The 23,628-nt window shown below is 71.2% G+C and carries 25 protein-coding genes; 9 read left to right on the forward strand and 16 right to left on the reverse strand.

The window, feature by feature from the left end:
• Positions 1–106: 106 nt before the first annotated feature.
• On the reverse strand, positions 107–1,552 hold the full coding sequence (locus ACIBG6_RS24195; protein WP_399224639.1) for an alkaline phosphatase PhoX: 1,446 nt from the start codon (positions 1,550–1,552) through the stop codon (positions 107–109).
• Positions 1,553–1,692: 140 nt separating this feature from the next.
• A complete protein-coding gene (locus tag ACIBG6_RS24200; protein ID WP_399224640.1) occupies positions 1,693–3,195 on the reverse strand; it encodes a hypothetical protein in 1,503 nt (500 codons plus the stop codon).
• Positions 3,196–3,412: 217 nt separating this feature from the next.
• On the opposite strand from ACIBG6_RS24200, the gene ACIBG6_RS24205 reads away from it, so the two are divergent.
• Positions 3,413–5,251 carry an endonuclease/exonuclease/phosphatase family protein gene (locus ACIBG6_RS24205; protein WP_399224641.1) on the forward strand — a complete coding sequence of 613 codons (1,839 nt, stop codon included), beginning with the start codon at positions 3,413–3,415 and terminating at the stop codon, positions 5,249–5,251.
• 29 nt (positions 5,252–5,280) lie between these two features.
• Here the strand turns inward: ACIBG6_RS24205 and ACIBG6_RS24210 are convergent, their stop codons facing one another.
• A complete protein-coding gene (locus ACIBG6_RS24210; protein ID WP_399224642.1) occupies positions 5,281–5,817 on the reverse strand; it encodes an antibiotic biosynthesis monooxygenase in 537 nt (178 codons plus the stop codon).
• 54 nt (positions 5,818–5,871) lie between these two features.
• Here ACIBG6_RS24210 and ACIBG6_RS24215 point away from each other — a divergent pair, with 54 nt between their 5' ends.
• The gene (locus ACIBG6_RS24215) at positions 5,872–6,369 is read left to right on the forward strand and encodes a GNAT family N-acetyltransferase (RefSeq protein ID WP_399224643.1); all 498 of its coding nucleotides are present in this window, start codon (positions 5,872–5,874) and stop codon (positions 6,367–6,369) included.
• A gap of 15 nt (positions 6,370–6,384) precedes the next feature.
• Here the strand turns inward: ACIBG6_RS24215 and ACIBG6_RS24220 are convergent, their stop codons facing one another.
• Positions 6,385–7,137, reverse strand: coding sequence for an SDR family NAD(P)-dependent oxidoreductase (locus tag ACIBG6_RS24220; RefSeq protein WP_399224644.1), 753 nt, complete (start codon positions 7,135–7,137; stop codon positions 6,385–6,387).
• 135 nt (positions 7,138–7,272) lie between these two features.
• Here ACIBG6_RS24220 and dapA point away from each other — a divergent pair, with 135 nt between their 5' ends.
• Positions 7,273–8,157, forward strand: coding sequence for a 4-hydroxy-tetrahydrodipicolinate synthase (dapA, locus tag ACIBG6_RS24225; protein ID WP_399224645.1), 885 nt, complete (start codon positions 7,273–7,275; stop codon positions 8,155–8,157).
• Here the strand turns inward: dapA and ACIBG6_RS24230 are convergent.
• Together ACIBG6_RS24230 and dapD are read right to left on the reverse strand one after the other, a co-directional pair.
• Positions 8,136–8,354 (reverse strand): hypothetical protein, encoded by a 219-nt coding sequence (locus ACIBG6_RS24230; protein WP_399224646.1) that lies wholly within the window; start codon positions 8,352–8,354, stop codon positions 8,136–8,138. The genes dapA and ACIBG6_RS24230 overlap by 22 nt on opposite strands.
• Before the next feature lie 75 nt (positions 8,355–8,429).
• Positions 8,430–9,413 carry a 2,3,4,5-tetrahydropyridine-2,6-dicarboxylate N-succinyltransferase gene (dapD, locus tag ACIBG6_RS24235; RefSeq protein WP_399224647.1) on the reverse strand — a complete coding sequence of 328 codons (984 nt, stop codon included), beginning with the start codon at positions 9,411–9,413 and terminating at the stop codon, positions 8,430–8,432.
• A 175-nt stretch (positions 9,414–9,588) separates the two neighbouring features.
• Between dapD and ACIBG6_RS24240 the strand changes: the two genes are divergently transcribed.
• Both ACIBG6_RS24240 and ACIBG6_RS24245 read left to right on the forward strand, forming a co-directional pair.
• Positions 9,589–10,146 (forward strand): TetR/AcrR family transcriptional regulator, encoded by a 558-nt coding sequence (locus ACIBG6_RS24240; RefSeq protein ID WP_399224648.1) that lies wholly within the window; start codon positions 9,589–9,591, stop codon positions 10,144–10,146.
• 74 nt (positions 10,147–10,220) lie between these two features.
• A complete protein-coding gene (locus tag ACIBG6_RS24245) occupies positions 10,221–11,906 on the forward strand; it encodes an alpha/beta fold hydrolase (protein WP_399224649.1) in 1,686 nt (561 codons plus the stop codon).
• A gap of 37 nt (positions 11,907–11,943) precedes the next feature.
• Here the strand turns inward: ACIBG6_RS24245 and ACIBG6_RS24250 are convergent, their stop codons facing one another.
• Complete coding sequence (locus tag ACIBG6_RS24250) at positions 11,944–12,507, reverse strand: TetR/AcrR family transcriptional regulator (protein WP_399224650.1); 564 nt, start codon at positions 12,505–12,507, stop codon at positions 11,944–11,946.
• Positions 12,507–12,827, reverse strand: a complete 321-nt coding sequence (locus tag ACIBG6_RS24255) for a DMT family transporter (protein WP_399224651.1) — start codon at positions 12,825–12,827, stop codon at positions 12,507–12,509. Before ACIBG6_RS24255 ends, ACIBG6_RS24250 begins: the two co-directional genes overlap by 1 nt.
• A gap of 62 nt (positions 12,828–12,889) precedes the next feature.
• On the opposite strand from ACIBG6_RS24255, the gene ACIBG6_RS24260 reads away from it, so the two are divergent.
• On the forward strand, positions 12,890–13,957 hold the full coding sequence (locus ACIBG6_RS24260; RefSeq protein ID WP_399224652.1) for an oxidoreductase: 1,068 nt from the start codon (positions 12,890–12,892) through the stop codon (positions 13,955–13,957).
• A 54-nt stretch (positions 13,958–14,011) separates the two neighbouring features.
• Here ACIBG6_RS24260 and ACIBG6_RS24265 read toward each other — a convergent pair whose 3' ends face one another.
• The 8 genes from ACIBG6_RS24265 to ACIBG6_RS24300 form a co-directional block, all read right to left on the reverse strand.
• Positions 14,012–14,350 (reverse strand): metal-sulfur cluster assembly factor, encoded by a 339-nt coding sequence (locus tag ACIBG6_RS24265; protein ID WP_055644196.1) that lies wholly within the window; start codon positions 14,348–14,350, stop codon positions 14,012–14,014.
• Entirely contained in the window at positions 14,347–14,808 is a 462-nt protein-coding gene (gene sufU / locus ACIBG6_RS24270; protein WP_399224653.1) for a Fe-S cluster assembly sulfur transfer protein SufU, read from the reverse strand. Before sufU ends, ACIBG6_RS24265 begins: the two co-directional genes overlap by 4 nt.
• A 10-nt stretch (positions 14,809–14,818) precedes the next feature.
• Positions 14,819–16,087, reverse strand: a complete 1,269-nt coding sequence (locus ACIBG6_RS24275; protein WP_399224654.1) for a cysteine desulfurase — start codon at positions 16,085–16,087, stop codon at positions 14,819–14,821.
• Positions 16,084–16,851, reverse strand: a complete 768-nt coding sequence (sufC, locus tag ACIBG6_RS24280) for a Fe-S cluster assembly ATPase SufC (RefSeq protein ID WP_024757174.1) — start codon at positions 16,849–16,851, stop codon at positions 16,084–16,086. Before sufC ends, ACIBG6_RS24275 begins: the two co-directional genes overlap by 4 nt.
• A gap of 7 nt (positions 16,852–16,858) precedes the next feature.
• Positions 16,859–17,176, reverse strand: a complete 318-nt coding sequence (locus tag ACIBG6_RS24285; RefSeq protein WP_030322524.1) for a bifunctional 3-phenylpropionate/cinnamic acid dioxygenase ferredoxin subunit — start codon at positions 17,174–17,176, stop codon at positions 16,859–16,861.
• Positions 17,176–18,357 carry a Fe-S cluster assembly protein SufD gene (sufD, locus tag ACIBG6_RS24290; RefSeq protein ID WP_399224655.1) on the reverse strand — a complete coding sequence of 394 codons (1,182 nt, stop codon included), beginning with the start codon at positions 18,355–18,357 and terminating at the stop codon, positions 17,176–17,178. Before sufD ends, ACIBG6_RS24285 begins: the two co-directional genes overlap by 1 nt.
• Before the next feature lie 61 nt (positions 18,358–18,418).
• Entirely contained in the window at positions 18,419–19,834 is a 1,416-nt protein-coding gene (gene sufB / locus ACIBG6_RS24295) for a Fe-S cluster assembly protein SufB (RefSeq protein WP_317594164.1), read from the reverse strand.
• Entirely contained in the window at positions 19,831–20,556 is a 726-nt protein-coding gene (locus ACIBG6_RS24300; protein WP_399224656.1) for a helix-turn-helix transcriptional regulator, read from the reverse strand. The genes sufB and ACIBG6_RS24300 overlap by 4 nt, the downstream gene beginning before the upstream one ends.
• A 234-nt stretch (positions 20,557–20,790) precedes the next feature.
• Here ACIBG6_RS24300 and ACIBG6_RS24305 point away from each other — a divergent pair, with 234 nt between their 5' ends.
• From ACIBG6_RS24305 to ACIBG6_RS24315, 3 genes are all read left to right on the forward strand, one after another.
• The gene (locus ACIBG6_RS24305; RefSeq protein WP_399224658.1) at positions 20,791–21,717 is read left to right on the forward strand and encodes an ABC transporter ATP-binding protein; all 927 of its coding nucleotides are present in this window, start codon (positions 20,791–20,793) and stop codon (positions 21,715–21,717) included.
• An 88-nt stretch (positions 21,718–21,805) separates the two neighbouring features.
• Positions 21,806–22,573, forward strand: coding sequence for an ABC transporter permease (locus ACIBG6_RS24310; RefSeq protein ID WP_399224659.1), 768 nt, complete (start codon positions 21,806–21,808; stop codon positions 22,571–22,573).
• Positions 22,574–22,648: 75 nt separating this feature from the next.
• Positions 22,649–23,620 carry a heme A synthase gene (locus ACIBG6_RS24315; RefSeq protein WP_399224660.1) on the forward strand — a complete coding sequence of 324 codons (972 nt, stop codon included), beginning with the start codon at positions 22,649–22,651 and terminating at the stop codon, positions 23,618–23,620.
• Positions 23,621–23,628: the final 8 nt, after the last annotated feature.

Below are 23,628 nucleotides of genomic sequence, written 5' to 3' on the forward strand. Positions count from 1 at the left end.
CCGGAAGGGCAGCCCACGGGCCCGAAGTGCAGCCCACGGGCCCGAAGTGCAACCCACGGGCCCGAAGGCCGGCCGGGAAGGCCGGCCGGGAAGGCCGGCCGGTGGCTCAGTGGCGCGGCTGGCGGCGCCAGGGGCCGGTGATCGCGACCAGGATGCCCGGCGACTGGATGTTGGCGAAGAGCGTGTCGCCGTCGGGCGAGAAGCAGACGCCCGTGAACTCGCCGTCGTTGAGGTCGTTGCGGGCGATCGGGTACGTCCGGCCGGAGTCGGTCGCGCCGAAGAGGTGCTGCACGCCCCAGCCGTCCTCGGCGATGACGATCCCGCCGTACGGGGAGACGGTGATGTTGTCGGGGCCGTCGTAGGCGCCGTCCTCGCCGGGCGCCTGGTTCACGCCGAGCAGCACCTTGAGGGTGAGGGTGCGGCGCCTGGGGTCGTAGAACCAGACCTGGCCGTCGTGCGAGGGGCCGGGGCTCCACTCCTCGCGCGCGAAGGAGGAGACGACGTACGCGCCGCCGTCGGCCCACCACATGCCCTCCAGCTTGCAGCCGCGGGTGACCTGGCCGGGGCCGAACTGCTTGCGGACGGGGACGGTGCGGGCGTCGCGGTCGGGGACGTCGACCCAGTCCACGCCGTAGACGGTGCCGATGCGGGTCGCCTGGGAGAGGTCCTCGACGAAACGGCCCCCGGAGTCCGTGCACTTGAAGGCCTGGAGCACACCGGCGTCGTCGGCGAGCGTACGGAGCTTCCCGCGCCCGTGCTCGAAGCCCTTCGGCGGCACCCAGCGGAAGAGCAGGCCGAAGGGCAGCGCGGCGTCCTCGGTGAGGTAGGCGTGGCCGCGCTTGGGGTCGATGACCACGGCCTCGTGGTCGTAGCGGCCGAAGGCCTTGATCGGCTTCGGGTCGAGGTTGGCGCGCCGGTCGCGCGGGTCGACCTCGAAGATGTAGCCGTGGTCCTTGGTCATGCCGTTGACGCCCGCGAGGTCGGAGTTCTCCTCTCCGGTCAGCCAGGTGCCCCAGGCGGTGCTGCCGCCCGCGCAGTTGGTGGAGGTGCCGGCGAGGCCGACCCACTCGGCGACGGTGCCGTCCCGGTGCATCTCGACGACGGTGCAGCCGCCCGGGGCGGTCGGGTCGTAGACGAGCCCCTCGGTGAGCGGGACCGGGTGGGGCCAGTTCGAGCGGGGGCCGTAGAGCTCGTGGTTGTTGACCAGATACGTGGTGCCGCGCGGGCCGGCGAAGGCCGCCGAGCCGTCGTGGTTGGACGGCGTGAACTCGCCGCTCTCCAGGCGGGTGACGCCGCTGTGCGTGACGACGCGGTACGAGAACCCGGCGGGCAGGGCGAGGATCCCCTCGGGGTCGGCGACGAGCGGCCCGTAACCGAGCGCGTGCCCGTGACCGTGCCCGTTCCCCTGGTCGTGCCCGCCTCCGTACGCCTCCGGCTCGTCCGAGGCGAGCGCCTCGGGCGCGGTGGCGAGAGCGCCGACGACGCCGGTCAGGGCGAGCCCCGCACCGGCGACGGCGGACTGCTTGGTGAACTCCCTGCGGTTGAGAGGCATTGTGTGAGGGTCTCCCTGTGACGGCATGATCTCGCGGGCCACCCTCCCGTGCCCCCGCGAACACGAGTCAAACACCACGGGAACGCCTCAGGGGCATCACACGATCGGTATCAGCCAGGGAAGATCACCGTGGCCACGGCTCAGGAGCCCGATCGCGAGCGGGCCTTGAAGGCCGACTTACGGGCTTCCTTCGCGGCCGTCCTGTCCCGGTGCAGCCGGCCGATCGCCTCCAGGACCTCCGCCGTCGCCGGGTGCTCGACCCGCCACGCCGCCTCGAAGAAGCCGCTGTGCCGGCCCGTGAGCCCCTCGATCAGCTCCTGGACCTCCTCCAGGTCGCCGTCCGCGTCGAGCTGCGCCGCGATCGTGTCGATCGCCAGCCAGAAGATCATCGCCTCCGAGGGCGCGGGCACGTCCGCCGCGCCCCGCTCCGCGAGCCAGACCCGGGCCAGGCCGCCGAGCTCCGCGTCGTCCAGGACCTCCCGGACCGCGGGCTCCGCCTCCGCGCCCACCAGGGAGAGCGCCTGCTGGCAGTGGAGGCGGCGGAGCGGCGAGCCCGCGTCCGCGCCCCGGGCCGCGTCCAGCAGCTCGCGTGCCGCGGTCACGACGTCGCGGCCGGAGAGCCACGCGGCGGTCTCGGCGCGCGCGGCGGCCTCCGGGTAGGCGGCGATGCCGCCGAGGAGCGCGTCGGCGCCCTTGTCGGCGAGGTCGCCGACGGCGGGCGCGTCCACACCGGCGTCGAGCATCCGGGCCCGGACGCCGTAGAGACCGAGCCGGGTGAGCCGGACCATGCCGTACCGCGAGACGTCCTCGTCGTCGAGCGGCGCGGCCGGCTCCTCACCCTCCTCGGCCATCAGGGCCTCGTCGACGGGCTGGTACTCGACGAGCCCGATCGCCTCCAGGAGGCGGAACTGCTCGTCGAGCCGCATCATCGCGTCCGAGACCTGCTCCAGGACGTCGTCGGTCGGCTCGCCCATGTCGTCGGGGACGACCATCGAGGCGGCGAGCGCGGGCAGCGGCACGGGCCCGTCGCCGGGTCCGCCCTCGCTGACGGTCAGCAGGTAGAGGTTGCCGAGTACGCCCTCCAGGAACTCGCCCTCCATCTCGGGGTCCCAGTCCAGCGACTCGAGGTCGATCTCGCCGTCCTCGCCGACGATCCGGTCCAGGTCGTCGAGGACGGGCACGACGGCGTCGGCGAAGACCGCGTCGAAGCCGTCCAGCCAGATCGTGAGGACGTCATGGGGCGAACCGCCGGTGAGCAGCCCCAGGTTCTCGCCGGGCCCCGCCCCGCCGGGGGTCTCGTCGTCCGCGCCGTCCTCGACCGTCACGAGGCCGGTGTCGACGGCGAGCCGCCAGGCGTCGGCGGCCAGGATCTCGGCCTCCTCGACGGCTTCCTCGAAGGCCTCGGTGTCCGCGAAGGAGTCGGCGTCCTCGCCGTCGGCGACGACGGTCAGGCCCAGCACCTCGACGGCGTCCGGCAGTTGCTCGTCGACGAGCTCGCCGCCCGCGCCGACCCTCGTCTCGGGTCCGGCCCAGCGGGCGAGCCGCACGGCGCGGGCGAGGAGGGGCGCGGCCAGGGCGTCCCGCGCCAGCTCCGCGTCCGCGGGAAGCCGAACGGGGGGAAGGGTGGGCTGCTCCGCTGACATGTGGGGGGTCTCCTCGACGCGTGCGGGTGGGACGGGGGTGGGGGAAGTGCGGGGAAAGAGCGGTACTCAGCGTAGACGCATCCGGGAGGACGTCCGCCGGTTCACGGAACCGTCAGCCTTCGTACACCCGTCGACTCTTGACAAGTTCCCCCCACTCACAAGAGATTGACGCGCGTAGATTCATCTGCCGTTCCTCCAAGCACCCTCCGGAGCCCTGATGCCTTCCTCCATACCGAGATTCGCCGCTGTCTCGGCCGTCGTCGCCGCCGCCCTCGCCGCCGGACTGCTCGCCGGTTCGACGAGCGCCTCCGCCGAGGACAGCGCCGCCGGCGTCCGCATCCACGACATCCAGGGCACCACCCGCGTCTCCCCCCTCGTGGGCACGCAGGTCACCGGCGTCACGGGCATCGTCACCGGCGTCCGCACCTACGGCTCGCGCGGCTTCTGGATCCAGGACCCCCAGGCCGACGCGAACCCGGCCACCAGCGAGGGCCTGTTCGTCTTCACCAGCTCGGTCCCGACCGTCGCCGTCGGCGACGCGGTCAGCCTGAACGGCACGGTCACCGAGTACGTCCCGGGTGGCCTGAACTCCGGCAACCAGTCGCTGACGCAGCTCTCCAAGCCCGTGATCACGGTGGTCTCGCAGGGCAACGCGCTCCCGGCCCCGGTGACGATCTCCGGCTGGTCCGTCCCCGACACGTACGCCCCCGAGGGCGACCCGGCCGCCGCCGGCTCGATCAACGGGCTGACGCTGGACCCGGAGACGTACGCCCTGGACTACTACGAGTCCCTGGAGGGCACGAACGTCCGGATCGGCTCCTCGCGGGTGGTCGGCGCCACCGACCCGTACGCGGAGCTGTGGGTGTCGGTGAAGCCGTTCGAGAACCGCACCTGGCGCGGCGGCACGGTCTACGGCTCGTACGAGTCCCAGAACAGCGGCCGGCTCCAGATCCAGTCGCTGACCCCGCTCGCCCAGCAGCCCTTCCCGAAGGCGAACGTGGGCGACCGGCTGACGGGCACGACCGAGGGCCCGCTCGACTTCAACCAGTTCGGCGGCTACACGCTGACCGCGCGGACCCCGGTCACGGTCGAGGACCGCGGCCTGGAGCGCGAGAGCACGGCCAAGCAGCACAAGAACGAGCTGGCCGTGGCGACGTACAACGTCGAGAACCTCGACCCGAGCGACCCGCAGGAGAAGTTCGACGCCCTCGCGAAGGCGGTCGTCGACAACCTCGCGTCGCCCGACATCCTCGCCCTGGAGGAGATCCAGGACAACAACGGCGCCAAGAACGACGGCACGGTCGCCGCCGACCAGACGGTCAAGAAGTTCACGGACGCGATCGTCGCGGCCGGCGGACCGGCGTACGAGTGGCGCTCGATCGACCCGCAGAACAACAAGGACGGCGGCGAGCCCGGCGGCAACATCCGTCAGGTCTTCCTCTTCAACCCCGAGCGGGTCTCCTTCACGGACCGCGCGGGTGGCGACGCCGCCGCGGCCACGGCCGTGACGGGCGAGAAGGGCCGCGCCGCGCTGACCCTCTCCCCCGGCCGGATCGACCCGGCGAACACCGCCTGGGAGAGCAGCCGGAAGCCGCTCGCGGGCGAGTTCGTCTTCCGCGGCCGCACGGTCTTCGTGATCGCCAACCACTTCGGCTCGAAGGGCGGCGACGAGTCCCTCGTCTCGCACCACCAGCCGCCGAACCGTTCCTCCGAGGCGAAGCGCCTGCTCCAGGCGCAGGCCGTCAACGCCTTCGTGAAGGACATCGTCGCGCTGGAGAAGCAGGCGGACGTCCTCGTCGTCGGCGACATCAACGACTTCGAGTTCTCCGGCACGACGAAGGCGCTGACCGACGGCGGCGCGCTGTACCCGGCGGTGAAGTCGCTGCCGCGCTCCGAGCGGTACTCGTACGTCTACCAGGGCAACAGCCAGGTCCTCGACCAGATCCTGACGAGCCCGGGCGTGCACCACTTCGCGTACGACAGCGTCCACATCAACGCGGAGTTCGCCGACCAGGACAGCGACCACGACCCGCAGGTGCTGCGCTTCCGCCCGTAGGGAATCCCGCCCCGGTCACACGACCCCGGTCACACGCCCGCGCTGAGGCTCAGCGCGGGCGTGTACCGCCTCACCGGGCCGACCGGGGCGGACTCCGACCGCCACTCCACATGCGCCTGCTCGCTCCCCCACTCGGCGAAGTCGAGAACACGGGCGCCGTCCGTGGAGACATGGAGGTGCGGTCCGGCCGGCCCGGTCCCGTCCGCCGCGGCGGACGGACGGGACGGCGGGGCGTACCGGTGCAGCTCGACCCGCTCGATCCCGGGGACGGCCGCGTCGATCTCGGCGTTCCGGTCGTCGCGGTAGGTCCGGACGAAGTCCTCGTAGGCCTGCTCGGCCGTCCACTGCGAGTAGTGCAGCAGCGTGTCGCCGTCCGTCCCGATGAACACGCTGTACGAGAGCAGCCCGAGCTCCGGCCACTCCCGGCTCTCCCAGGCCGTGCGGATGGCCTCGACGGCCGCCCGCTGGCGCTCGGGCGTGCCGACCCGCCAGGTGCTGGCCAGGACCGTTCCGACGCCGGGACGGTACAGGTCGGGACGGGCATCGGGGTGTGCGACGGCGTTCATGGAAGTCTCCCTCTCTTCGGCATCTCCGAATGACTCCACCGTCCTCCCTCAACCATGGTTGAGGTCAAGGGATCCGCCCGTGCGAGGTCCCGTGCGAGACTCTGCGCCGTGATCCTTCGCCCCGCCACCCGCGCCGAACTGCCCGCCGTCCTCGCCCTGCTCGCCGACGAGGAGAAGGTCGTGGACCCCGGCTCGGTCGTCGTCACCACCGCCTACGAGCGGGCCTTCGCGGACATCGAAGCCGACTCGCGCAACGAGATGCTGGTCCTGACGGACGGCGGACTCATCCTGGGCTGCCTCCAGATCACGTACATCCCGGGTCTCGGGAAGGGCGGCGCCGAGCGGGCCCTGATCGAGGCGGTACGGATCAGGGCCGACCGGCGGGGCGGAGGCCTCGGGCGGGAGCTCATGGAGCGGGCCGTGGCGCGGGCGCGCGCACGCGGCTGCGCGCTCGTCCAGCTGACCAGCGACAAGCGGCGGTCGGAGGCCCACCGCTTCTACGCCTCCCTGGGCTTCGCGCGCAGCCACGACGGCTTCAAGCTCCGCTTCTGAGAGCCCCGGGCCCCGCTACCCGAGCAGGTGCCCGCCGCCGTCCACGAGGAGCACCTCGCCGGTGATGTACGAGGCGTGGGCCAGGTCGAAGACCGCCTGCGCGATGTCCTCGGGGCGGCCGACGCGGCGCAGCGGGACGACGGCCGCGACATGGGCCTTGGCCTCGTCGGCGCCGTCGACCCCGTCGAACCAGGGGGTGTCGACGAGTCCGGGCGCGACCGCGTTGACCCGTACGTCGGGGCCGAGGGTCTTGGCGAGGAGCTTCGTCATGTGGTTGACGGCGGCCTTGGAGACCGCGTACGGGATGGAGCTGCCGCCCGGCCGGACACCGGCCTGGGAGGAGATCGTCACGACGCTGCCGCGGGTCTTCCGCAGGTGCGGGACGGCGGCGGTGACGGTCTGCCAGACGCCGATGACGTTGACGTCGTAGAGGTGCCGCCACACGTCGGGCGAGGCGGCTTCGAGGTCGTCGTGCGGGATGAACCGGGTGGTGCCCGCGCAGTTGACGAGGATGTCGAGGCGGCCGAGGCGCTCCACGGTCCGTTCGACGAGCTCCTTGGCCTGGGTCTCGTCGGAGACGTCCGCCCGGAGGTAGACGGCGCCGGGCAGTTCGGCGGCGAGGCGTTCCCCGGCCTCGACGGAACGGGCGGAGTTGACGACGACGCGGATGCCGGCCTCGGCGAGGCGGCGGGCGACGGCGGCCCCGATGCCCGAGGACGAGCCGGTGACGAGTGCGACGCGCTCTTCGGTCGTGCTGGGTGAGCTCATGCTGTGTCGTTCTCCATGTCCCCCTGTCGCGCCCGTCGATCATGCCAGAACGGCGCCATCCTTCAGTAGTACTTACCCCTCGGAGCAAGCAGATCTAAGTGGACCTTCAGGATCCATTGCGCACAGACTTCCCGGATGAGTACTGAACGCCCTTTCGGCCGCGCGCTGTGCGCGATGATCACGCCCTTCTCCCCCTCCGGCGCGCTCGACCTCGACCGGGCGGGCGAGTTCGCCGCCCATCTCGTGGCGGAGGGCTGTGACGGGCTGGTCCTCAACGGCACCACGGGCGAGTCGCCGACCACCACCGACGCCGAGAAGGCCGCGCTCGTCCGGGCCGTCCGGGCGGCGATCGGCCCGGGGCCGTCGCTCCTCACGGGCGTCGGCACCGCCGACACCCGGCACACCGCGGAGCTGGCCCGCCAGGCCGAGAAGGCGGGCGCCGACGGCCTGCTCGTCGTCACCCCCTACTACAGCCGCCCTCCGCAGGCGGCCGTCGAGGCGCACTTCCTGAAGGTCGCGGACGCGACGGAGCTGCCGGTGATGGTCTACGACATCCCCGTCCGCACCGGGACCCGCGTCGAGCCGGCGACGATGCGGCGCCTCGCCGAGCACCCGCGGATCGTCGCGGTGAAGGACTGTTCGTACGACCTCCTGGCCTCGGCCCGGCTGATCGCGGAGACCGGGCTCGCGTACTACTCGGGCAGCGAGGAGCTGAACCTGCCGCTGTACGCGGTCGGCGGCGCCGGCTACGTCAGTACGGTGGCGAACGTGGTGCCCCGCCGGCTGCGCGCGGTCCTCGACGCCTTCGACGCCGGCGACACCGCCGGGGCGGCCCGGCTCAACGCCCTGACGCTGCCGCTCATCGAGCTGATGATGGCCTCGGGGCTGCCCGGCACGGTGACCGCCAAGGCGCTGCTCGGCGGGCCGCTGCGGGAACCGCTGCAGCCCGCCGACCGGGAGACGGTCGACGGGCTGCGGGGTGCGTTCGAAGCGCTGCTTCAGGCGGAGTCGGTCGTGTAGGTCCTGCCGAGGATCGCGGCGTGCTCCAGGACGTCCTCCAGCGGGTCGTCGATCTGCCCGGTGTGGAGGGAGAGGCTGGGCCCGTTCGTGACGGTCGGGCCGTTGTGCGTGTGCGTCTCGTCCGCCTGGGCCGGACCGGCCGACAGCAGCACCGCCACCGCCGTGAGCACGCCGACGACCGTGGGCTTCGTCCTCATGTCGACTCCTCGCCTTGTCTGCTTGCACTGACTCTGCGCTCCGGGAGCGCGTCCTGTTAACGCAGAGTCACCGCATCAGTTGTGGCTGTGGAGGATGTCGTTCAGTCCGCCCCAGACCGCGTTGTTCGGGCGGGCCTCGACGGCGCCGGTGACCGAGTTGCGGCGGAACAGGATGTTCGAGGCGCCGGAGAGCTCGCGGGCCTTGACGATCTGGCCGTCGGGCATGGTGACCCGGGTGCCGGCCGTGACGTACAGACCGGCCTCGACGACGCACTCGTCACCGAGGGCGATGCCGACGCCCGCCTCGGCCCCGATCAGGCAGCGCTCGCCGATCGAGATGACGACGTTACCGCCGCCGGACAGGGTGCCCATGGTGGAGGCGCCGCCGCCGATGTCGGAGCCGTTGCCGACGACGACGCCGGCGGAGATCCGGCCCTCGACCATCGAGGTGCCGAGGGTGCCGGCGTTGAAGTTGACGAAGCCCTCGTGCATGACGGTGGTGCCGGCGGCGAGGTGGGCGCCGAGGCGCACCCGGTCGGCGTCGGCGATGCGGACTCCGGCGGGCACGACGTAGTCGGTCATGCGCGGGAACTTGTCGATGCTGGTCACGGCGAGGTGCAGGCCCTCGGCGCGGGCGTTGAGCCGGACCTTCTCGATGTCGTCCACGGCGACCGGGCCGAGCGAGGTCCAGGCGACGTTGGTGAGGAGGCCGAAGACGCCGTCCAGGCTCTGGCCGTGCGGCCGGACCAGCCGGTGGCTGAGCAGGTGCAGGCGCAGGTAGGCGTCGTGCGCGTCGAGCGGCTTGTCGTCGAGCGAGGCGATGACGGTACGGACGGCGACCACCTCGACGCCGCGGCGGGCATCCACGCCGAGGGCCTTGGCGGCCCCTTCGCCGAGGGCGTTCACGGCCTCGTCGGGGGTGAGCCGCTCGGTGCCGGCGGGGCCGGGCGCGTCGGTCAGCTCGGGGGCGGGGAACCAGGTGTCGAGAACGGAGCCGTCACCGGCGATGGTGGCGAGGCCGGCGGCGACGGCGCCGGTGGTGCGAGGAGCAGTGGTCATGACGGAAAACCTAACGGGCGGGCCCCCGCGCGGGCCAACCGGTCTCAGGTGACGGTCGCGTCGCGGGCCGGTTCCGGCGGAACGACCGAAGGCGACGGCGAGGCGATCGGATGTTCCCACCGGACACCGGAGAGGGAGGGTTGAAAGAATATGTAGATCGGTCTACTTTGACGTCATGGGACAGAAGGGCGCGGAGACACGGGACCGACTGCTGGACGCGACGCAGGAGCTGGTGGAGACAGCGGGGTACTTCGGCACGGGGCTCAACCAGGTCATCGCGGTCAGCGGCGCACCCCGCGGCTCGCTCTACTTCCACTTCCCCGGCGGCAAGGACCAGCTGGTCGGCGAGTCCGTCCGGCGGGCGGGACGGGCGATCGGCGACGCCCTGGGCGAGCCGGCCGGCCCCGACGCCTCGCCGGCGGAGTTCGTCGATGGGGTGCTGCGCCACCTGGGCGACCGGCTCGCGGAGTCGGGCTGGCGCAAGGGATGCCCGGTGGCGACCGTGGCGCTGGAGACGGCCGCCGTCAACGACCCGCTACAGGAGGTGTGCTCGGAGGTCTACTCCTCCTGGGAGGCGGCTCTGCGCGCACGGCTGGCGAGCCGTCCGGACGCCGACGACCTCGCCGTCACGGTCCTGGCCCTGGTGGAGGGTGCGCTCCTGCTGGCCCGGGCGCATCGCAGCAGGGACCCGCTGGACCGCGTCGCCCGCCGGATCCACACCCTGCTGGGCTGACCGAGGCCCGCCGGTCGACGGCGGGCCTTCTTCCTGGCCAAAAAATATGTAGACCGATCTATTCAAGGAGTCTCATGGACGCGATCGTCTTCGGCGCGAACGGCTTCATCGGCCGCTCCCTGGTCGCCGAGCTGCTCACCCGGGGCCGGCGGGTGGCGGCAGCCGTACGCAAGGACACCCTCACCCCCTGGCTGGCCTCCCAGGGTGTGGACACCGCGGGGCTGGAGATCGTCACCGCCGACATCACCCGACCGCTTTCGGGGCTGCCGGAGGTACGGGACGTCTACAACGCCGCCGCCCGCTTCGCCTTCGGCCTCGGCGTGGACGAGGCGCGGGCGACCAATGTCACCGGGGCGCTGCACGTGCTCGAATGGGCCGCCGCGCTGCCCGGGCTGCGGCGCCTGGTGCACATCAGCGGCTACCGGGTGAGCGCGGCCGGCGGCCGGGCCGACTACGCCGGTCTCGGCACCTACGAGGCATCCAAGTTCGAGGCCGATCTCGCGGTGCGCGCCCGGGCCCGCGAGCTGGGGGTCCCGCTGACGATCGCCAATCCCGCCACCGTGATCGGGCCGGGCCAGTACGTCGGCCTCGCCTCCCTCGTCGAGGACCTGTGGCGCGGGCGGCTCCCCGCGCTGCCCGGTGGCCCCGACACGTTCCTGCCGATCGCCACGATCGACTACTTCGCGCGGTTCCTGGCGGAGGTCCCCGCGGCGCCCGCGGGTGAGCACTACTGGGTGCTCGACGACAGCACGCCCCTCCTGCCCGACCTGATCCGTACGATCGCCGAGCACACCGGCGTACGCGCCCCTCGCCGGACCGTCCCCGTCGGCCTGCTGCGGCGCCTGCCGCGCACGCTGACCGGCGCCGATCCCGAGACGCTGTCCTTCCTGTCGAGCGACCGCTACCCGACGGCGTCCGCCCGCGCCTTCGCCGCGAGCGCCGGCCTGGAGATGCCTCCGGCCGCCGACGCCCTGCGCACGTGGGCCGATGACCTGGTGGCGGCGCGGTTCGGCGGCGCCTCGCCCTGGCTTCGCCCGTACGGCTTCCACGCCGTGGCGGGCAGTCGTACCTGGGTGACCGGGGACCGGCACCGCCCCGCCTATGTCCTGCTGCACGGCCTGCCGATGAACGCCGACGCCTGGGCGCCCCTCGCCGCCCGCCTTCCCGGCCCGGTCCTGGCCCCCGACCTGCCGGGCCTGGGTCGTTCGGCCGCCACGGACCGGCCGGTGGACGCGTGGCTGGCCGAGCTGCTGAACCCGGTGTCGACGCGCCCCGTGCTGATCGCGCACTCCGCGGCCTGCGGACCCGCGCTCCGCTTCGCCGTCGACCACCCGGAGCGGGTCAGCGGGCTCGTCCTCGTCTCCCCGGCGTTCCTCCAGGCACCCGTGGGGCGGCTCGCCCGCTCGGGCCTGGCCGCGCCGATGCTGCGCCGCATGCCCGCCGCCCGGCTGGCCCGGACGCTGGGTGTCCCGGAGGGGCCGGAGGTGGAGAGCGCGGCGGCCGACCTGCGCCGTCGCGGGGTGGCGCGCCGGGTGTCCACCACGCTGCGCGCGGACGTCGCCGAGCGCCGGCGGTCGCGGACGCTGCTCGACAGGGTCGGCGTCCCGGTCCGGATCGTCGTGGGTTCGACGGACCCGCTGGTCACGGCCGTCGATCACCCGGTGACCGAGATCGCCGGCGCCGGCCACTACCCCCAGCTGACGCATCCCTCCCAGCTGGCCCACCACCTCGGCGCCGGCTCCACCCAGGACGGCGGATGAGCCGGCGGCGGGGGGCCGCCCACACGGACGCGCGTGCCTACCGGGACGGGCCCGCCGTCGGTACCAGGATCCGGGCCAGCATCTCGCGCGCGTAGGCCTCGTCGTACGTGCCGCCGGTGAGCAGGACCTGGAGGCAGACGCCGTCCACGAGGGCGACCAGGGCGCGGGCGGTGACGGGGTCGGTCCGGGAGGAGAGCGCGGCGACGACCTCCTCGGCCCACTCGGCGGCGACCGGGCGCAGGGCGGGGCGGCGCAGGGCGGCGAGGTAGAGCTCGTACTCCAGCTCCACGCCGGTGCGTTCACCGCCCATCCACTCCCCCATGAGCCGAGCGAGCGCGGCGGCGAGGCCGGTGGACGGATCGGTGAGGGCGAGACTCTCGCGGAGCTGCCGCCCGAAGCTCTCGTTGGCCTCGCGGAGCGCGGCGACGAGGAGTTCGTCGAGGGAGGCGAAGTGGTACGTGGTGGAGCCGAGCGGCACGTCCGCCTCGGCGGCCACGGTCCGGTGGCTCAGCCCGGTGATGCCGGACCGCCCGACGACCCGGAGGGCCGCGGCGACGATCCGCTCGCGCCGCTCGGGGTCGTGGCGGCGGGCGCGGGCCATCAGTGCGCGCCGCCGAGCTGGAGGACGGCGACGCCGACGACGATGAGGACGATCCCGGCGATCTTGGCGAGGCTGAGGGTCTCGCCGAGGAAGAGGATGCCGATGGTGGCGACGGCGGCGGTGCCGACGCCGGACCAGATGGCGTAGGCGGTGCCGACCTGGAGCGTCTTGAGGGCCTGGGCGAGGAGCGCGAAGGCGATCAGGTAGCCCGCGCCGGTGATCAGCGAGGGCCAGAGCTTGGAGAAGCCGTCGCTGTACTTCATCGAGGTGGTGGCGAGGATCTCCGCCACGATGGCGCCCGCCAGCAGTCCGTAGCCCATGCGTACGAGGGTACACATCATGCGTACGGCCGTACACATCGGCGCCCGCTACGGTATCCGGCATGACGTTTCCCCCAGTGCCGCCTTACGGCTACGGCTACCCGCCGCCGCCTCCACCCCCGAGACCCGGGGTCATACCCCTGGCGCCGCTCGACCTCGGCGCGATCTTCTCCGGCACCTTCGCCGCCTTCGGACGCCACTGGAAGCAGCTGCTCGGCTTCACCGCCGCCGTCCACGGTGCGGCGATCCTGTTCGTGGGAGCGTCGATCCTCATCGCGTACGCGGCCGTGGGCGACCTCTTCGCCGCCGTGTTCGACCTGCCCGAGGGCCAGGAGCCCCGGTGGGACGACGTCCGGCCGCTGATCGTCGCCTTCGTCTGCGTCTGGATCGCCGGCCTGATCGCGATCCTCTGCGCCAACGCCCTGATGGCGGCGGCGTGCCCGGTCGTGATCCAGGAGGCCGTCCTCGGCCGCCCGACCACCTTCGGCGCGCTCTGGCGCCGCGCCTGGGCCCGGATGCCGGCCGTCCTGGGCACCGTGTTCCTGACGAGCCTCGCCCTGATGCTGCCGGTCGTGATCCTGCTCGTGGGGTTCGCCGCCATGTTCGTGGGCCTCCTCGCGGACCTGGGCGACCTGGACAGCGCTCCCTCGAACGGCAACTGGCTCCTCATCCCCTTCCTGGCCGTCCTCCTTGCCCTGCTCGTCACCCCGCTCGCGACCTGGATCTGGGTGAAGTTCAGCCTCGCCCCGGCGGCGGCGGTGATGGAGGGCCAGGGCCCGATCGCGTCGATGCGCCGCTCCTCGACCCTGATCCGCGGCTTCTGGTGGCGCTCCTTCGGCATCCTGCTGCTCGTCGGGTTCGCGAGCGCCCTCGTCAGCTGGATGATCCAGCAGCTGCTCTCGGTGCTGGCGTCGGCGCCGCTCGCGGCCATCGACTTCTCCGGCGACGACGCGAGCGCGGTGATCGCCGCCTTCGCGGTGCTGATCGCGTTCCTGTTCGTCGGGCAGCTGGTCGGCCAGCTGGTCGTCTCGGTCTTCCCCCCGCTGGCGACGGCCCTGCTCTACGTCGACCTGCGCATCCGCAAGGAGAACCTGGCCCCGGACCTCGCCCGGGCCGCAGGCCTGCACTGAGTACGCGAAACGGCCGTGCCCCGAAGGGCACGGCCGTTCACACGAGTCCGTCTCTCAGACGTTGAAGCCGAGCGCGCGCAGCTGCTCGCGGCCGTCGTCCGTGATCTTGTCCGGACCCCACGGCGGCATCCAGACCCAGTTGATCTTCAGCTCGCTGACGATGCCGTCCGTCGCGGACTTCGCCTGGTCCTCGATCACATCGGTCAGCGGGCAGGCCGCCGACGTCAGGGTCATGTCCAGCGTCGCGACGTTCGAGTCGTCGATGTGGATGCCGTAGATCAGCCCGAGGTTGACCACGTCGATGCCCAGCTCGGGGTCGACGACGTCGTACAGCGCCTCGCGGACTTCTTCCTCGGAGGCCGGCTTCATCGTGGCCCCAGCGTTCTCGGTCATGCCGACTTCCTCTCCGCATCACCCAGTGCCTGGGCGGTCGCGTCCTTCCACGCCATCCAGCTGAGCAGCGCGCACTTCACACGGGCCGGGTACTTGGAGACGCCCGCGAACGCGACCGCGTCCTCCAGGACCTCCTCCATCGCGTCGTCGGGCTCGATCTGGCCCTTCGACTGCATCAGCTCCAGGAAGGTGCCCTGGATCTTCTGCGCCTCGGCCAGCTCCTTGCCGACGAGCAGCTCGTTCAGGACCGAGGCCGAAGCCTGGCTGATCGAGCAGCCCTGACCCTCGTACGAGACGTCCGCGATACGCGTGCCCTCGTACTTCACGCGGAGCGTGATCTCGTCGCCGCACGTCGGATTGACGTGGTGCACCTCGGCATCGCCGTCCCGAAGACCGCGCCCGTGGGGGTGCTTGTAGTGGTCCAGGATGACGTCCTGGTACATCGAATCCAGCTTCACGACCCAACCCCTACCCGAAGAAGTTCCGTACGTGCTCCAGACCCGCGACGAGGGCATCGACCTCGGCCGGGGTGGAGTACAGATAGAACGACGCCCGCGTGGTCGCAGGAATTCCGTACCGCAGGCAGACCGGCCGCGCGCAGTGGTGGCCGACGCGGACCGCGATGCCCTCCTCGTCGAGCACCTGACCCACGTCGTGCGGGTGGATGTCGCCGAGCGTGAAGGAGATCGCCGCGCCGCGGTCCTCGGCCGTGGTGGGGCCGATGATCCGCAGGTCCGGGACCTCCTGGAGGCGTCGGACGGCGTACTCGGTGATCGCGTGCTCGTGGCGCGCGATGTTCTCCATGCCGATCGCCGACAGGTAGTCCACGGCCGCGCCGAGGCCGACGGCCTGGGCGATCGGGGGCGTACCCGCCTCGAACTTGTGCGGAGCCGGAGCGTAGGTCGAGGAGTGCATCGACACGGTCTCGATCATCTCGCCGCCGCCGAGGAAGGGCGGGAGGTCCTCCAGGAGCTCCTGCCGTCCCCACAGCACGCCGATGCCGGTCGGACCGCACATCTTGTGGCCGGTGAAGGCCACGAAGTCGGCCTGGAGCGCCTGCACGTCCAGGACCATGTGCGGGGCCGCCTGCGAGGCGTCGATGCAGACGAGCGCACCGACCTCCTGGGCGCGGCGGATGATCGTCTCGACCGGGTTGATCGTGCCCAGCAGGTTCGAGACCAGCGTGAAGGAGACGATCTTGGTCTTCTCGGTGATGACCTCTTCGATGTTCGAGAGGTCGAGACGGCCGTCGTCGGTGAGGCCGAACCACTTCAGCTTCGCGCCCGTGCGCTGCGAGAGCAGCTGCCACGGCACGATGTTGGAGTGGTGCTCCATCTCCGTGATGGCGATCTCGGTCTCGTGGTCCACGCGGTAGGGCTCGTCGGCCCAGCCCAGCATGTTGGCCACGAGGTTGAGCGACTCCGAGGCGTTCTTGGTGAAGATCACCTCGTCGCGGCTCGGCGCGTTGATGAACGCCGCGACCTTGTCGCGGGCGCCCTCGTACAGCGCCGTCGCCTCCTCGGCGACCAGGTAGACGCCGCGGTGCACGTTGGCGTTGTGCTGCTCGTAGTACTCGTTCAGCGCGTCGAGCACCTGGCGCGGCTTCTGCGAGGTCGCCGCGGAGTCCAGGTACACGATCTTCTTGCCGTCGTGGACCACGCGATCCAGGAGCGGGAAGTCCTTGCGGATCGCCTCGGTGTCGAGGAGGCCGGAGAGCCCCTGATGGGCAGAAATCACGCGGATGCGCCACCCTTCGTGCTGTAGGCCTCGTAGCCCTCGTTCTCCAGCTTGTCGGCGAGCTCGGCGCCGCCGGACTCGACGATGCGGCCCTCGGAGAAGACGTGAACGAAGTCGGGCTTGATGTAGCGCAGGATGCGCGTGTAGTGCGTGATCAGCAGGGTGCCGACCTCACCGGTCTCGCGGACGCGGTTGACGCCCTCGGAGACCTGACGCAGCGCGTCGACGTCCAGGCCGGAGTCGGTCTCGTCGAGGATCGCGATCTTCGGCTTGAGGAGCTCCAGCTGGAGGATCTCGTGGCGCTTCTTCTCACCGCCGGAGAAGCCCTCGTTGACGTTGCGCTCGGCGAAGGCCGGGTCCATCTGGAGCTGCTCCATCGCGGACTTGACCTCCTTCACCCAGGTACGCAGCTTGGGGGCCTCGCCGCGGATGGCGGTGGCGGAGGTGCGCAGGAAGTTGGAGACCGAGACACCGGGGACCTCGACCGGGTACTGCATGGCCAGGAAGACGCCGGCGCGGGCGCGCTCGTCGACCGACATCTCCAGGACGTCCTCGCCGTCGAGGGTGACGGTGCCGCCGGTGACCGTGTACTTCGGGTGGCCGGCGAGCGAGTACGCCAGGGTCGACTTGCCGGAGCCGTTGGGGCCCATGACGGCGTGGGTCTCGCCCTGCTTGATGGTCAGGTCGACACCCTTGAGGATCTCGCGGGGGCCGTTCTCGGCCTCGACGGAGACGTGCAGGTTGCGGATTTCAAGCGTTGCCATGGGTGACTCAGGACTCCTGGGTGACGGAGACGAGCACATCGTCCCCTTCGATCTTGACGGGGTAAACGGGCACGGGGCGCGTCGCGGGAAGGCCGGAGGGCTTCCCGGTGCGGAGGTCGAAGCTCGACCCGTGCAGCCAGCACTCGATGGCGCAGTCCTCGACCTCGCCCTCCGAGAGGGAGACGTTCGCGTGCGAGCAGATGTCGTTGATCGCGAACACCTCGCCCTCGGTGTGCACGACCGACACCGGCGTGCCGTCGACCTCGACCCGCTTCGGGGTGTCGGCCTCCAGCTCGCTCAGTGCGCAGACTCGGACGAAGGCCATCAGACGGAGGCCTCCAGCTCGGCCTCGATCTTGGCGAGGAGGCGCTCCTGGACGTCCGGCAGACCGATCTGCTGGACCAGCTCCGCGAAGAAGCCGCGGACGACGAGGCGGCGGGCCTCGGTCTGCGGGATGCCGCGGGACATCAGGTAGAAGAGCTGCTCGTCGTCGAAGCGGCCGGTGGCCGAGGCGTGACCGGCGCCGGCGATCTCGCCGGTCTCGATCTCCAGGTTCGGCACGGAGTCGACCCGGGCGCCGTCCGTGAGGACCAGGTTCCGGTTGAGCTCGTACGTGTCGGTGCCCTCGGCGGCGGCCTGGATGAGCACGTCGCCGATCCAGACGGCGTGCGCGTCCTGGCCCTGCAGCGCGCCCTTGTAGGCCACGTTGGACTTGCAGTGCGGGGTGTTGTGGTCGACCAGGAGACGGTGCTCCTGGTGCTGGCCGGCGTCGGTGAAGTACAGGCCGAAGAGCTCGGCCTCGCCGCCGGGCGCCGCGTACGCCACACGGGGGTGGATACGGACGACGTCGCCGCCGAAGGTGACGATGACCGACTTGAAGGAGGCGTCGCGGCCGACCAGCGCATTGTGCTGGGCGACGTGGACGGCCTTCTCGTCCCAGTCCTGGACGGAGACGACGGTGAGCTTGGCGCCGTCGCCGAGCACGTAGTCGACGTTGGCGGCGAGCACCGCGTCACCGGTGTGGTCGATGACCACGACGGCCTCGGCGAAGGCACCGAGCTCGATCACCTGGTGGCCGAAGGCGACCCCGCCCTCGCCGTGCACCGCGATGCGGATCGGCTCGGTGAGGACGGCCTCCTTGGCGACGGTGACGACCGAGGCCTTCTCGAAGGAGGAGTACGCCTGGGCCGCGACACGGTCGACGGGCTTGCCGGCCTTGCCGAGGCGCTCGTCCTCGCGGCCGACGGTCTCCACGGTGACGCCCTCGGGGGCCTCGATCTCGACCTTGACGCCCACGCCGGACGCGACGGCGGTGCCGTCGTGGAGACCGCGCAGTCGCGCGAGCGGCGTGAACCGCCACTCCTCCTCGCGGCCGTGCGGGACGGGGAAGTCCGCGACGTCGAAGGACGGGGGCGCGCTCATGCGCGTGGCGACGGTGGACTCGGCGGCCACCGCGATCGAGCCGGCGGTGGTGGAACCCGCCGGGATGTTCTGAGCCTCAGCCATGGCTGTCGTGTTGCTCTCTTCCTCGTAACTACGCAAAGACGGTACGGATGGCGGCCGGGTCTTAACCGACCGAGCCTTCCATCTGCAGCTCGATCAGCCGGTTCAGCTCAAGGGCGTACTCCATCGGGAGCTCCTTGGCGATCGGCTCGACGAAGCCGCGCACGATCATCGCCATGGCCTCGAACTCGGTCATGCCGCGGCTCATCAGGTAGAAGAGCTGGTCCTCGGAGACCTTGGAGACCGTGGCCTCGTGCCCCATGGAGACGTCGTCCTCGCGCACGTCCACGTAGGGGTACGTGTCCGAGCGGGAGATCGTGTCGACGAGCAGCGCGTCGCAGAGCACGTTGGACTTGGAGCCCGGGGCACCCTCGCCGATCTCGATGAGACCGCGGTAGGAGGTGCGGCCGCCGCCCCGCGCCACCGACTTGGAGACGATGTTCGAGGAGGTGTTCGGGGCCATGTGCACCATCTTGGCGCCGGCGTCCTGGTGCTGGCCCTCGCCCGCGAAGGCGATGGACAGGGTCTCGCCCTTGGCGTGCTCGCCCATGAGGTAGACGGCCGGGTACTTCATGGTGACCTTGGAGCCGATGTTGCCGTCGACCCACTCCATGGTGGCGCCCTCGTAGGCGACGGCGCGCTTGGTCACCAGGTTGTAGACGTTGTTCGACCAGTTCTGGATGGTCGTGTAGCGGCAGCGGCCGCCCTTCTTCACGATGATCTCGACGACGGCGCTGTGCAGCGAGTCGGAGGAGTAGATCGGGGCGGTGCAGCCCTCGACGTAGTGGACGTAGGCGTCCTCGTCGACGATGATCAGCGTCCGCTCGAACTGGCCCATGTTCTCCGTGTTGATACGGAAGTAGGCCTGGAGCGGGATCTCGACCTGCACGCCCTTGGGCACGTAGATGAACGAGCCGCCGGACCACACGGCCGTGTTCAGCGAGGCGAACTTGTTGTCGCCGACCGGGATGACGGTGCCGAAGTACTCCTTGAAGAGCTCCGCGTGCTCCTTCAGCGCCGTGTCGGTGTCGACGAAGATGACGCCCTGCTCCTCCAGGTCCTCGCGGATCTGGTGGTAGACGACCTCGGACTCGTACTGGGCGGCGACACCGGCGACGAGGCGCTGCTTCTCCGCCTCCGGGATGCCGAGCTTGTCGTACGTGTTCTTGATGTCCTCCGGCAGGTCCTCCCAGGACTCGGCCTGCTTCTCGGTGGACCGCACGAAGTACTTGATGTTGTCGAAGTCGATGCCGGAGAGGTCGGAGCCCCAGGTCGGCATGGGCTTCTTGCCGAAGAGCCGCAGACCCTTGAGACGCAGGTTCAGCATCCACTCGGGCTCGTTCTTCTTCGAGGAGATGTCGCGGACGACGTCCTCGTTCAGACCGCGCTTGGCGGTGGCACCGGCCGCGTCGGAGTCGGCCCAGCCGTACTCGTACCGACCCAGGCCCTCAAGCTCGGGGTGGCTGATCTCGGTGGTCATGCGGGGTTCCTCCCGGCCGTACTGACAGATGCTGATGAGTTGGTCTGTGGGGCGCTGTGCGGGATGAACGTCGTGCAGACGCCGTCACCATGCGCGATGGTGGCCAGACGCTGGACGTGCGTTCCCAAGAGGCGGGAGAAGAACTCCGTCTCCGCCTCGCACAGCTGCGGATACTGCTCGGCGACGTGAGCGACCGGGCAGTGGTGCTGGCAGAGCTGCTCGCCGACCGGCGCGTTCCGCGCAGTGGCAGCGTACCCGTCCGCCGTCAGGGCCTTGGCAAGCGCCTCGGTCCGCCGGGCGGGGTCGGCCGTCTCGACGGCTTCCCGGTAGGTGTCGCCCTGGGCCTCGATCCGGTCGCGGGCGAAGGCGGCGACGGCCGCCTCCCCACCGGCGTTGCGCTCGATCCAGCGGAGCGCTTCGACGGCCAGCGAGTCGTACGACTGGTCGAACTCGTCCCGGCCGCAGTCCGTGAGCGCGAAGATCTTCGCGGGGCGGCCGCGGGCGCGGGCGCCGTAGACGCGCTTCTCGCGGGCTTCCACGACGTTGTCGCCGACCAGCGAGTCGAGGTGGCGACGGACGGCCGCCTGGGTGAGGCGGAGCCGCTCGGCCAGATCGGCGACGGTCGAGGGGCCGTGATCCAGGATCGACCGCGCGACCCGGTTGCGCGTGGAACGCTCTCGGGTCGCGAGTTCCTCCACCGGAGCCGCGCCAACGTTTTTCACAACGCCATTGTTGCGTAATTAATCGAGGACTGACAAGCGGCGTCCACGGAGGCGACGGTGCCGTGCGTCACTCAGGTAAGGCTTACCTGACCTGCGGAAATGATCATTCGTAGGATGAATCCGAGCCCGCTCCACACCGCCACCGGGCCACCCGGCGGGCTCATACACGCAGGCCACAAGCGCTCCCGGGCCCCGCGCCGGGAGGACCCTCGCCGCCTCTCTAGACTTCCGGTCATGGGAAATGAGTCCGTCGTCCAGGTCCGCGGCCTGGTCAAGCGGTACGGAAGCAAAACCGCCGTCGACGGCCTCGACCTCGACGTGCGGGCGAACACCGTCACCGCCGTCCTCGGCCCCAACGGGGCCGGCAAGACCACCACGATCGAGACCTGCGAGGGCTACCGCAGGCCCGACGGCGGCACCGTCCGCGTCCTCGGCCTCGACCCGGTCGCCGACGCGGCCGCCCTGCGCCCCCGGATCGGCGTGATGCTCCAGTCCGGCGGCGTCTACTCCGGTGCCCGGGCCGACGAGATGCTCCGCCACATGGCGAAGCTCCACGCCCACCCCCTGGACGTGGACGCCCTGATCGAACGGCTCGGCCTCGACTCCTGCGGCCGCACCACCTACCGCCGGCTCTCCGGCGGCCAGCAGCAGCGCCTCGCGCTCGCCATGGCCGTCGTGGGCCGCCCGGAGCTCGTCTTCCTGGACGAGCCGACCGCCGGACTCGACCCGCAGGCCCGCCGCGCCACCTGGGACCTCGTACGCGAGCTGCGCACCGACGGGGTGACGGTCGTCCTCACCACCCACTTCATGCAGGAGGCCGAGGAGCTCGCCGACGACGTCGCCATCGTCGACGCCGGCCGGGTCGCCGCCCAGGGCAGCCCCGAGCAGCTCTGCCGCGGCGGCGCCGAGAACACCCTGCGCTTCACCGGCCGCCCCGGCCTCGACCTGGGCTCCCTGCTCAAGGCGCTGCCGGACGGCACGGCCGCCGCGGAGCCCCTCCCGGGCACGTACCGGATCACCGGAACCGTCGACCCGCAGCTGCTCGCCACGGTCACCACCTGGTGCGCCCAGCACGGCGTCATGCCCGGAGGCATCTCCGTGGAACGCCACACCCTCGAAGACGTTTTTCTTGAGCTCACGGGCAAGGAGCTGCGCGCATGATGCCGGCCGACATCGAGATTTGCCGGGGATCCGGGGGTTGTCCCCCGGATGGACACAGCCTCGAACTCACGGGCAAGGAACTGCGGTCATGAGCACGGGCACCTACTCCCCCAAGCCCGGCGCGGCCCCCGTAGGCCGGATGATCGCGGCGCAGACGGCCCTGGAGACCCGGATGCTGCTGCGCAACGGCGAGCAGCTCCTCCTCACCGTGATCATCCCCTCCCTCCTCCTCGTCCTCTTCTCCACGGTCGACATCGTCGAGACGGGCGCCGACAAGGCCGTCGACTTCCTCGCCCCGGGCGTCCTCGCGCTCGCCGTGCTCTCGACGGCCTTCACCGGCCAGGCCATCGCGACCGGTTTCGAGCGGCGGTACGGGGTGCTCAAGCGGCTCGGCGCCTCACCGCTCCCCCGCTGGGCGCTCATGACCGCCAAGACGCTCGCCGTCCTCGTCACCGAGGTGCTCCAGGTCGCGCTCCTCACGGCGATCGCCCTGGCACTCGGCTGGTCCCCGAACGGCAACCCCGCCTCCGTCGCCCTGCTCCTCGTCCTCGGCACGGCCGCCTTCTCGGGCCTCGGGCTGCTCATGGCGGGCACGCTCAAGGCGGAGGCCACCCTGGCCGCCGCCAACCTGGTCTTCCTGCTGCTCCTGGTCGGCGGTGGCGTCATCGTCCCCCTGGACAAGTTCCCCGAACCGGCCCGCTCCCTCCTGGAGCTCCTCCCGATCTCCGCCCTCTCCGACGGCCTCCGGGACATCCTCCAGAACGGCGCTCCACTGCCCTGGGCCAACGCCCTGATCCTCACGGTCTGGGCGGTCCTCGGCCTCGGCGCGGCGGCGAAATTCTTCCGCTGGGAGTAGCCGAAGAGGTTCAGAGGGTGACGTTTCCCGACAAGCCACCCCCCTCGTGAAAGCGTGCACAAGCCCCGTCCTACGATGGGCCCCGTGCTGACCCCCCTCGCCTACATCGCCCAGCGCTGGACCCCGTCCCCCCGGACGCTCCGGCGCGCCGCGCTCTCCGCCGTCGTGATGAGCGTGTTCATCATCGTCACGGGTGGCGCGGTCCGGCTGACCGGTTCCGGTCTCGGCTGTGACACCTGGCCGAAGTGCACCGAAGACAGCCTCATCGTCACACCCGAGCAGGGCTACCGCGGCCTGATCGAGTTCGGCAACCGGATGCTGACGTACGTCCTGTCGGCGGCCGTCGGCTGGGCCATCATCGCCACCCGGTCCACCAAGCCCTGGCGCCGGAACCTCACCCGGTGGGGCTGGGCGCAGTTCTGGATCGTGATGAGCAATGCCGTCATCGGCGGCATCACGGTGTGGATGGGCCTCAACCCGTGGACGGTCGCCGGTCACTTCCTGGCCGCGAACGCCCTCCTCACGGTGGCCGTCATCACCTGGCACCGGACCGGCGAGGGCGACACCGACCCGCGGCCGCGCGTGCCGCGCCCGGTCCGCAAACTGTCGTGGGCGGTCACGATCACCTCGGGTCTGCTCATCGCGCTCGGTACGACCGTGACCGGCGCCGGCAAGCACGCCGGTGACAGCAGCGACGTCCCGCGCATGCCGTGGAACTGGACGGACGCCGCCCACCTCCACGCCATCGCCGCCTGGGTCGTCTGCGCGCTCGCGGTCGCCATGTGGCTGGTGCTGCGCGTCGTGGACGCCCCGGACGACACCCGGGCCCGCGCCCGTGACCTGCTGATCGTGCTGCTCGCGCAGGGCGGGATCGGTTACGTCCAGTACTTCACCGGCGTCCCCGAGATCCTGGTCGCCGTCCACATGCTCGGCTCCTCGCTGATGTGGATCGCGGTGCTGCGGCTGGCCCTGAGCCTGCGCGAGCGCCCGGTGCCCACGGCGGGCATCCCGGCGCAGGCCGACCCGGAACTCACCGCCAAGGTCTGAGCCGGGGG

Source organism: Streptomyces sp. NPDC050842 (assembly GCF_044456565.1).
GTDB lineage: Bacteria > Actinomycetota > Actinomycetes > Streptomycetales > Streptomycetaceae > Streptomyces.